At 41.1% G+C, this 10,432-nt stretch carries 8 protein-coding genes; 5 read left to right on the forward strand and 3 right to left on the reverse strand.

Annotated features, from left to right (window positions below; all coding sequences use genetic code 11):
• Nucleotide 1: 1 nt before the first annotated feature.
• A complete protein-coding gene (gene ccoN / locus DV63_RS10550; protein WP_001157601.1) occupies nucleotides 2-1,468 on the reverse strand; it encodes a cytochrome-c oxidase, cbb3-type subunit I in 1,467 nt (488 codons plus the stop codon).
• 169 nt (nucleotides 1,469-1,637) lie between these two features.
• Between ccoN and DV63_RS10555 the strand changes: the two genes are divergently transcribed.
• Nucleotides 1,638-3,086: a DASS family sodium-coupled anion symporter gene (locus DV63_RS10555; RefSeq protein WP_000166389.1), complete on the forward strand. Its 1,449-nt coding sequence runs from the start codon at nucleotides 1,638-1,640 to the stop codon at nucleotides 3,084-3,086.
• Nucleotides 3,087-4,073: an adenine-specific DNA glycosylase gene (locus DV63_RS10560; protein WP_031202219.1), complete on the forward strand. Its 987-nt coding sequence runs from the start codon at nucleotides 3,087-3,089 to the stop codon at nucleotides 4,071-4,073.
• 23 nt (nucleotides 4,074-4,096) lie between these two features.
• On the opposite strand, the gene DV63_RS10565 is transcribed toward DV63_RS10560, so the two are convergent.
• Together DV63_RS10565 and DV63_RS10570 are read right to left on the reverse strand one after the other, a co-directional pair.
• Nucleotides 4,097-5,752 carry an L-lactate permease gene (locus DV63_RS10565; RefSeq protein ID WP_000889058.1) on the reverse strand — a complete coding sequence of 552 codons (1,656 nt, stop codon included), beginning with the start codon at nucleotides 5,750-5,752 and terminating at the stop codon, nucleotides 4,097-4,099.
• A gap of 56 nt (nucleotides 5,753-5,808) precedes the next feature.
• Entirely contained in the window at nucleotides 5,809-7,458 is a 1,650-nt protein-coding gene (locus DV63_RS10570; protein WP_000398067.1) for an L-lactate permease, read from the reverse strand.
• Nucleotides 7,459-7,682: 224 nt separating this feature from the next.
• On the opposite strand from DV63_RS10570, the gene DV63_RS10575 reads away from it, so the two are divergent.
• The 3 genes from DV63_RS10575 to DV63_RS10585 form a co-directional block, all read left to right on the forward strand.
• Nucleotides 7,683-8,411 carry a (Fe-S)-binding protein gene (locus DV63_RS10575; protein ID WP_020982365.1) on the forward strand — a complete coding sequence of 243 codons (729 nt, stop codon included), beginning with the start codon at nucleotides 7,683-7,685 and terminating at the stop codon, nucleotides 8,409-8,411.
• Nucleotides 8,412-8,439: 28 nt separating this feature from the next.
• On the forward strand, nucleotides 8,440-9,885 hold the full coding sequence (locus tag DV63_RS10580; protein WP_000417295.1) for a LutB/LldF family L-lactate oxidation iron-sulfur protein: 1,446 nt from the start codon (nucleotides 8,440-8,442) through the stop codon (nucleotides 9,883-9,885).
• Nucleotides 9,878-10,432 (forward strand): LutC/YkgG family protein (locus tag DV63_RS10585; RefSeq protein ID WP_000032021.1); only part of this gene is annotated, 555 nt, incomplete at its 3' end. The genes DV63_RS10580 and DV63_RS10585, both read left to right, overlap by 8 nt.

The raw sequence follows: 10,432 nt of genomic DNA on the forward strand, positions 1-10,432 counted from the left end.
CCTATCTGGCCATAGGCGTGGCGTAATTGGGCTCACGCTCTAATTTTTTGCCTGCTGTGATGGTCATAAAAATATTGTAAGCAAAAATAATAAATCCGGTAAAATACATAAGACCCCCAACGCCTCTAATGTTGTAATAAGGGATTAGCACCTTAACCGTGTCAATGAACTGGTAAGTGAGATTCCCATACTGATCCACATCCCTCCACATCATCCCTTGCGTGATCCCTGCAATCCACATGGACGAAAAGTAAAGCACAATCCCTAAAGTCATGATCCAAAATTGGAAATCCACAAGCCTTCCTGAATAAATCTCTCTTTTGAAAAGCCTAGGCGTCATGTGATACATGCTCGCAATCAAAGTGAAGCCTACCCACCCAAGCACGCCGTCATGCACATGCCCTATAATCCAATCGGTGAAATGCGCTAAGGCGTTCACGCTCTTAATGGCTTGAATAGAACCTTCTAAAGTGGAAAGCATGTAGAAAGTTGAAGCTAAAACTAAGAATTTGATCAAAGGGCTTTCTTTGAGCTGGTGCCATTGGCCCCTCATCGTTAAAAGCATGTTAATAGCTGTCCCCCACGAAGGCAAGATCAACACCACGGAAAACACGCTAGAAAGGGTTTGCACCCAATCAGGCACGGTGGAATAAATCAAATGGTGCCCGCCTGCCCAAATATAAACAAACATCAAGCTCCAGAAAGAAAACAAAGTGAGTTTGTAAGAAAAGATAGGCTGGCCGCTCTCTTTAGGCAAGAAATAATAAATCGTGCCAATCACCCCACTCGTAAAGACAAAAGCGACCGCATTATGCCCCCACCACCATTGAATGAGTGCATCATTACTGCCTGAATACATAGAAATTGAATGCCAAACACTCCCCATATCAGCGACAAAATAGGTGGGGACAGAAAGGTTATTGAAGATATACATCACCGCTATACCCACATAAGTAGCGATGTAATACCATAAAGACACATAAATGGTATTTTCTCTCCTAACGCTCATGCTCCCAAACATATTAACCCCCCATAGCACCCATGCCACAACCACAATAATATCTAAAGGCCACATCAATTCAGCGTATTCTTTAGATTGAGTAAGACCAGCAAACAAGCTAATAACCCCTAGAATTAAAAGAAGAATCCAGAGCCAAAAATGCAATAACCCTACGATTTTCAAAAAGGGGTGTTGGTGGTAAGTGATTTTAAGCACCCTTTGACCGATGTAATACCAACTCGCCCAAACCCCCCCAAGAGTGAAACCATAGATCACCGCATTCGTGTGTAAAGGGCGTAAGCGGCCAAAAATACCATACTCCCCTGCAATGTAATTCAAGTTAGGGAAAGATAATTCAAAGGCTAACACGATCCCTATTAACATGCCTATTATCCCAAAGGCAATCATCGCATAAAGAAACAATTTGCTAATGGAATAATCATAACTCAAAGGCACATTTTCTTGCATGCAATACTCCTATTTGTAGTAAATTCAACAAAGATAAACACAATTATAAAATTTTATCTTTTTCAAAAAGCTTAATTTTTAATCTTTTTCTGTAACATTGTAATAACTTAATCCCATTTGAATGGCATTTTTAAGCCAAATTGCTACTATCTTTGGCTAAAGGTTAAACATGACTAAACAAACTCTCATCATTCTTGCCCCTTTCTTTATCGCAACGCTATTGTATTTTTTGGGCGCACCGGATGGGTTAAACCCTAACGCATGGCTTTATTTTTGTATTTTCATGGGCATGATTATAGGGTTGATTTTAGAGCCAGTGCCATCAGGTTTGATAGCGTTGAGCGCGTTAGTGCTGTGCGTAGCGTTAAAAATTGGAGCGAGCGATGGAGTAGCGAGCGCTAATAAGGCTATTTCATGGGGTTTGAGCGGGTATGCGAATAAAACGGTGTGGCTTGTGTTTGTCGCTTTTATTTTGGGTTTAGGGTATGAAAAAAGCTTGTTAGGGAAACGGATCGCTCTTTTGCTCATTAGGTTTTTAGGGCAAACCCCTTTAGGTTTAGGCTATGCGATTGGTTTGAGCGAATTGTGTCTAGCCCCCTTTATCCCTAGCAATTCCGCTAGAAGTGGGGGCATACTCTATCCAATCGTTTCTTCTATCCCGCCTTTAATGGGATCCACTCCAAATAATAACCCTGACAAAATCGGTGCGTATTTGATGTGGGTCGCTTTGGCTTCAACTTGTATCACTTCGTCCATGTTTTTAACCGCGCTCGCTCCTAACCCCCTAGCAATGGAAATCGCTACCAAAATGGGGGTGAATGAAATCTCATGGTTTTCGTGGTTTTTAGCGTTCTTGCCTTGTGGGGTGGTTTTGATCTTGCTTGCGCCTTTATTGGCATATAAAACCTGCAAACCCACCTTAAAAGGCTCAAAGGAAGTGAGTTTGTGGGCCAAAAAAGAATTAGAAAGCATGGGGAGGTTTTCTTTAAAAGAAATTTTAATGCTCAGCCTCACTTTATTGGCTTTATTGGGTTGGATTTTTGGCAAACCTTTAGGCTTGCATGCGAGCGCGACGGCTTTGATTGTCATGGTTTTAATGGCGTTTTGTAAGATTGTAAACTATGAAGACATCATTAAAAACAAGAGCGCGTTCAATATTTTTTTATTGCTTGGATCGCTGCTCACGATGGCTGGCGGGCTTAAAAATGTAGGGTTTTTAAATTTTATCGGCAATGCGGCTAAAAATTTTTTAGAGCATGCTAACTTGGATCCGTTAATAGCGGTATTGTTTATTGTAGCCCTCTTTTATCTATCGCATTATTTTTTCGCAAGCATCACCGCTCATGTGAGCGCGTTATTTGCACTTTTTGTGGGGATTGGTTCGCGCATTCAAGGGGTCAATTTGCAAGAATTGAGCTTGTTTTTAATGCTTTCTTTAGGGATTATGGGGATTTTAACCCCCTATGGCACAGGCCCATCCACCATTTATTACGGGAGCGGTTATATTCCAAGCAAGGATTTTTGGAAATGGGGGTTTATTTTTGGTATGGTGTATTTGATCGTGTTTTTAAGCGTGTGCGTGCCTTGGGTCAAACTCATCGCTTACAGGTGGTTGTAGCTGGAAACTTTACACAACGCCCTTTTAAAATGGTATGAAGAATTCGGGAGAAAGGATTTACCTTTCAGGAATTTAAAGGGCATTAACGCTCCTTATGAAGTCTATATCAGCGAAGTGATGAGCCAACAAACCCAAATCAACACGGTGGTTGAGCGTTTTTACTCCCCTTTTTTAAAGGCTTTCCCCACTTTAAAAGACTTAGCGAACGCTCAATTAGAGGAGATTTTATTGCTTTGGAGAGGGCTTGGTTATTATTCAAGGGCTAAAAATTTAAAAAAAAGCGCTGAAATTTGCGTTAAAGAACATAACTCACAATTACCCAATGACTATCAAAGCCTATTGAAACTCCCCGGTATTGGCACATACACGGCTAATGCGATTTTATGTTTTGGCTTTAGAGAAAAGAGCGCATGCGTGGATGCCAATATCAAACGAGTGCTTTTAAGGCTTTTTGGTTTGGATCCTAATATCCAAGCTAAAGACTTACAAATTAAAGCGAATGACTTTCTCAATCTTAATGAAAGCTTTAATCATAACCAAGCCCTAATTGATCTAGGGGCTTTAATCTGCTCCCCTAAACCCAAATGCGCGATTTGCCCTTTAAATCCTTATTGTTTGGGTAAAAACAACCCAGAAAAACACACGCTTAAGAAAAAACAAGAAACCATTCAAGAAGAGCGTTACTTGGGCGTTGTGATCCAAAATAACCAAATCGCTTTAGAAAAAATAGAGCAAAAACTCTATTTTGGGATGCACCATTTCCCTAATCTCAAAGAAAATTCAGAATGCAAACTCCCCTTTTTAGGCGCAATCAAACACAGCCACACTAAATTCAAGCTCAATTTAAACCTCTATTCAGCTGCGATAAAAGATTTAAAAAACCCTGTTCGTTTTTACAGCCTTAAAGACTTAGAAACCTTACCCATAAGCTCTATGACGCTTAAAATTTTGAATTTTTTAAAACAAAAAAATTTATTTGGAGGTTAAAGTTTGCCAAATCTAAAATGGCTCTACTTTACCATAGGCACCACTTCAGGGATCCAATACGCAATCGCGCTAATCACGACTCCCATGATCGCCACAAAAATAAGGGAGTATTTGACCGTGAATTTGAACAAATCGCTCTCTTTCCCGGCTAACCCCACTGCCGCGCAAGCGATAGCGATGCTTTGAGGGCTTATCATCTTGCCCAAAGTGCCACCCACGGTATTAGCCGTTAGGGTTAAAATCTCAGGGAGGTGCAATCGTTGGGCGGTGAGTTGCTGTAAAGAGCCAAATAAAAGATTAGAACTCGTATCGCTCCCGGTCAAAAACACGCCCACCCACCCGATCAAGGGCGAGAAAAAGGTGAAAGCCAATCCCGTATGGGTGAGTGCTAAAGCTAGAGTGGAAGAAATCCCGCTGTAATTAGACACATAGGCAAAGCTTAAGACTAAACCAATGGTAAGAATGGGATAGCGCATTTCTTTTAAAGTCTCGCCAAAGACGCTCATCGCATCGCTCACTCGCACCCTTAAAACGAGCATGCTAATGAGAGCGGCCAAAAAAATGGAAGTGCCAACCGTGTTGATTAAGAAAAATTTAAACACCACCGGAAAACTCACGCTTTGATTGGCTTCTACAAAAGGCGGGCTTTTAAAGATGTGGTTACTGATGTTATTGAATTCAAAATAAAAATTAGAAAAAGCTAACAAGCCGTCTTTTTCAAATAAAGCCTTAAAAAAAGGCTGTATCCATAGCACAATCACTAAAACCAAAATCACAAAAGGAGACCAAGCGACATAAACCTTACAGATATGATGGTTGCTCTTAGTGAATGAAGCCGCTTTGCCATCGCTTCTAAAAATCGCTTTAGGCTGCCAAAATTTCAAAAAGAGCGCCGTTGCAACGAGTGAAACAAGGGCTGAAATAATACCGGGCAATTCTGGCCCCAAATAATTAGAGCTTAAAAATTGCGCGCCAGCGAAAGAAAAAGCCGCGATAAAAACGGCCGGAAAAGTTTCTTTAATCCCCTTAAAACCATCCATTAAAAACACAATGAAAAACGGCACTAACAAGCTCACAAAAAAGAGGATTTTACCCGTCATGGCTGAAATTAGAATCGCTGGCACCCCTACCGCGCTCGCCATGGCGCTTATAGGGATACCCACCGCGCCAAAGGCTACAGGAGCGGTGTTAGCGATTAGGCACAATCCGGCAGAATATAAGGGGCTTAACCCTAAGCCCACTAAAATCGCCGCTGTTATAGCAATAGGCCCTCCAAAGCCGATCGCCCCTTCTAAAAACGAGCCAAAACAAAAGCCAATCAAAATCACTAAAATCCTATGATCTAAAGTGATGGACTGAACACTTTCTTTTAAAATTTCAAAATAGCCGGATTTAACGCTGAGTTTGTATAAAAAAATCGCCGCAATAATGATCCAAGCGATCGGCCATAAGCCATAGAGGAAGCCATAAAGAAAACTTGAACCCACCATGCTAACAGGCATTTTATACACTAAAACCGCAATAATGGCTGACAGAGCCACGCTCAAAAAGGCCGCTGTATAACCTTTGAGTTTAAAAACCATTAAAGATAAGAAAAATAACAAAATCGGCAATAAGGCTACAAGAGCGCTCAACCAAATATTACCCAAAGGGTCATAAACTTGATGAAATTCTAGCACTAAAAAATCCCTTTTTAAAAATATTCTCTTAGCACTAGTTCTCTTTAAAAACCCCCTTATTTAGGAATGATGGGGATAATAAAGGGGAAGACATAAGCAATAAGAGTGAAGACAATCCCCATAATGATTGCCAAAGCGATAGAGTATTTTACTGTAAATCTGAACAATTCGCTCTCTTTCCCCACTAACCCCACCGCTGCGCAAGCGATAGCGATGCTTTGAGGGCTTATCATTTTACCCACAACACCCCCTGAAGTGTTGGCTGCTAAGAAAAGCACTTCAGGCAAGCCAAGCTGTGTAGCGATGAGCATTTGCAAAGAGCCAAATAAAAGATTAGAACTCGTATCGCTTCCGGTTAAAAACACCCCAAGCCAGCCTACAACAGGCGAAAAGAAAGTGAAAACATGCCCAGTATCCGCTAACGCTAAAGCGAGCGTGGCACTCATGCCGCTATAATTAGCCACATACGCAAACGCTAAAACCACGCCAATGGTTAAAATCGGCAAACGCATTTCTTTTAAAGTGGCCCCAAACACCCCTATCGCATCGCTGATTTTCACGCGCAATAAAAACACGCTTAAAAGAGCGGCTAAAAAAATGGAAGTGCCTGTCGTTAGGATCAAAGGGAATTTGAACACGACAGGGAAATTGGTCGCTTCAGTAACAATGGGAACGGTTTTAAAAACCTTTTGACTGATAGAATTAAATTCAAACGCAAAGCTAGAAAACGCCAAAGCCCCGCCTTCTTTAAAGAGCGCTTTAAACCAGGGTTGCGTCCATATGATAATCGTAAGAGTGAGCAACACAAAAGGCATCCACGCCACAACCACCTTACAAATATGGTGTTTTTCTGTGCTGATTGCGGGCTCTTTGCCATTGCTGGTGAAAATGCGCTTGGGTTGCCAGAATTTTAAAAACAAAGTGGTAGCGATCAATGACACTAAAGCTGAAATAATATCCGGGAGTTGCGGCCCTAGATAATTAGAGCTTAAAAATTGCGCGATAGCGAAACTAAACCCGGTAACAGCCACTGCAGGAAAAGTCTCTCTAATCCCTCTAAAACCATCCATTAAAAACACGATGAAAAAAGGAATGCCAATGGAAAAAATGGGTAACACCCTGCCCACCATTTGAGAAATCTCTAATTCAGGGATACCCACCACGCTAGCCATTGCCGTAATAGGAATGCCCACCGCGCCAAAAGCTACAGGAGCGGTGTTAGCGATCAGGCACAATCCAGCAGCGTATAAGGGGTTTAGCCCAAGGCCGACTAAAATCGCCGCTGTGATCGCTACCGGGCCTCCAAAGCCGATCGCTCCTTCTAAAAACGAGCCAAAACAAAAGCCAATCAAAATCACTAAAATGCGGTGATCCGGCGTTAGGGTTAAAATGCTTTCTTTTAAAATCTCAAAATACCCGGATTTCACTGAAAGGTTGTAAAGAAAAATCGCAGCGATCACAATCCAAGCGATCGGCCACAAGCCATAAAGAAAGCCATAGAAAAAACTCGCGCTCACCATTTGAGCAGGCATTTTATACACAAATAACGCAATAATGATTGAAAGCACTAAGCTTAAAAACCCAGCGCTATACCCTTTAAGTTTAAAGACAATAAGAGAAATAAAAAAGAGCGCAATAGGCGATAGCGCCACTAAAGCACTCAGCCAAATATGGCCTAATGGATCATAGACTTGATAAAATTCCATAAATTTTCCTTGAATAATTAAAAGTATTTTTTTATCTTACTTAAAAGAAAAAACTAATTTTAAGTAGCATTTAATATTAAGTCAAATTTAATGGGTTTGTGGTTTATTTTAGTAACAATGTTTGAATGAGTGGGTTTATAAACTTGTGGTTACAATCTTACTAATTTTGAGTATTATATTGTTTGCGTTTGAAACTCTTAATTTGGAATTTTAAGGAGCCTTCTTTGAAAGTCAATTTCTTTGCTACTTGTCTAGGAGCAGCCATATACAGCAACGCATCGCTTAACGCTATCAAATTACTCCGTAAGGAAAATGTGGAAGTGGTTTTCAAAAAAGACCAGACATGTTGCGGCCAGCCAAGCTATAACTCAGGGTATTATGAAGAGACAAAAAAAGTCGTTTTATACAATATCAAACTTTATTCCAATAACGACTACCCTATTATTCTGCCTAGCGGTTCATGCACAGGGATGATGCGGCATGATTATTTGGAATTGTTTGAAGGGCATGCGGAATTTAACATGGTTAAAGATTTTTGCTCTAGGGTGTATGAATTGAGCGAATTTTTGGATAAAAAATTGCAAGTCAAATATGAAGATAAGGGCGAACCCCTTAAAATCACATGGCATTCTAATTGCCATGCCTTAAGGGTGGCTAAAGTGATTGACTCGGCGAAAAACCTCATCAGACAGCTTAAAAATGTGGAACTCATTGAATTGGAAAAAGAAGAAGAATGCTGCGGGTTTGGGGGGACTTTTTCAGTCAAAGAGCCTGAAATTTCAGCGGTTATGGTCAAAGAAAAGATTAAAGACATAGAAAGCCGTCAAGTGGATGCGATTGTTTCAGCGGATGCTGGGTGTTTGATGAATATCAGCACCGCTATGCAAAAAATGGGCTCACCCACAAAACCCATGCATTTTTACGACTTTTTAGCCTCAAGGCTTGGGCTTTAACATTAAAGAATTATTTTAAGGAATGATCATGGAAAAATATCATAGCGACCAAGAATACGAAGAAATCATCACCGATCAGTTAGGCGATATGCAATTAAGGGAAAATTTGCGTTCTGCAATGGATACCTTAAGGGCTAATCGTAAGAATCTGATTAAAAATCGTTACAGCGAGTGGGAAAATTTAAGGGAATTAGGCAAAGAAGTCAAGCTCAAAATTTTATCCAGGCTTGATGAATATTTGGAATTGTTTGAAAAAAACGCCACTCAAAACGGCTTTAAAATCCATTACGCTAAAGACGGCGGTGAAGCTAATGAAATCATTTACAACCTCGCTAAAGAAAAGAATATCCAGCGCATTTTAAAGCAAAAATCCATGGCGAGCGAAGAAATCGGCTTGAACCATTACTTGAAAGAAAAGGGCATTCAAGTGCAAGAAACGGATTTGGGCGAATTGATTATCCAGCTCATTAATGAACACCCTGTGCATATTGTCGTGCCGGCTATCCATAAAAACCGCAAGCAAATCGGTAAGATTTTTGAAGAAAAACTCAACGCCGCTTATGAAGAAGAGCCTGAAAAGCTTAACGCGATCGCTAGAAAACACATGCGCAAAGAATTTGAAAGCTTTAAAATGGGGATCAGTGGGGTGAATTTCGCTATCGCTAATGAGGGAGCGATTTGGTTAGTGGAAAATGAAGGCAATGGCCGCATGAGCACAACCGCATGCGATGTGCATGTCGCAATTTGTGGGATTGAAAAATTAGTAGAAAGCTTTGATGATGCGGCGATTTTAAACAATCTGCTCGCTCCAAGCGCTGTGGGTGTGCCTATCACATGTTATCAAAACATTATCACAGGCCCCAGAAAAGAGGGCGATTTAGACGGCCCTAAAGAAGTCCACATCATTTTATTAGACAACAACCGCTCTAATATTTTGGCTGATGAAAAGTATTATCGCGCTCTTTCATGCATCCGTTGCGGGACTTGTTTGAACCACTGCCCTGTGTATGATAAAATCGGTGGGCATGCCTATCTTTCTACTTATCCTGGCCCTATAGGCGTGGTGGTATCCCCCCAACTCTTTGGCCTGAATAATTACGGGCATATCCCTAATTTGTGCAGTCTTTGTGGGCGTTGCACTGAAGTTTGCCCTGTAGAAATCCCTTTAGCCGAGCTCATTAGAGATTTACGATCGGATAAAGTGGGCGAGGGCAGGGGCGTGGTTAAGGGGGCTAAAAGCGCCCAGCACAGCGGGATGGAAAAATTTTCTATGAAAATGTTTGCCAAAATGGCAAGCGATGGGGCTAAGTGGCGTTTCCAATTGAAAATGGCTCAATTTTTCTCGCCTTTAGGCAAGCTTTTAGCTCCCATACTGCCTCTAGTCAAAGAGTGGGCGAGTGTTAGGACCTTACCCAATATGGACACAAGCTTGCATGCAAAAGTCCAGCACTTAGAGGGGGTGATTTATGAGTAAAGAGCTTATTTTAAAGCGCATTAAAGAAGCCAAAGCCAAGCATGCCATTCAGGGAGCAAACCCTATTTACAGGAATATCATTAAAGTGGAGTTTGAAGACTTGGTGGAAGAATACAAGCATTTCCAAGTGTTGAATAAAGCTGAAGTCATTGAAAGCGCTAAAGAAAATTTAGAGCAAGCGGTTTTAAAGGCTTTAGAAAATTTTAAAAGCCAAAAAGTCTTACACTCTACAGATTTAAATTTGAATTTTGAAGCGTTTAAGGGTTTTACTTTACAGCCTTATGATAAAGAAATTGAAGCGATGCGTGAAGAGTTGTTTGAGATTGATACGGCTTTATTGCATGGGGTTTGTGGGATTTCAAGCTTGGGCATGATTGGGGCGGTTTCTTCGCATGCAAGCCCAAGGTTGCTTTCGCTCATCACCCTTAATTGCATCATCTTATTGAAAAAAGAATCCATTGTGCGCAATTTGAGTGAAGGCGTGCAAGCTTTAAAAAACCAGAGCCAAAACGGCGTATTACCCACAAACATGCTCCTTATTGGCGGG

Source organism: Helicobacter pylori FD535 (assembly GCF_000296015.2).
GTDB lineage: Bacteria > Campylobacterota > Campylobacteria > Campylobacterales > Helicobacteraceae > Helicobacter > Helicobacter pylori_CT.

Coding starts and splice junctions, on each gene's coding strand:
- DV63_RS10570 (WP_000398067.1), bottom strand. CDS start 7,458: ATGGAATTTTATCAAGTCTATGATCCATTAGGCCATATTTGGCTGAGT.
- DV63_RS10580 (WP_000417295.1), top strand. CDS start 8,440: ATGGAAAAATATCATAGCGACCAAGAATACGAAGAAATCATCACCGAT.
- ccoN (WP_001157601.1), bottom strand. CDS start 1,468: ATGCAAGAAAATGTGCCTTTGAGTTATGATTATTCCATTAGCAAATTG.
- DV63_RS10555 (WP_000166389.1), top strand. CDS start 1,638: ATGACTAAACAAACTCTCATCATTCTTGCCCCTTTCTTTATCGCAACG.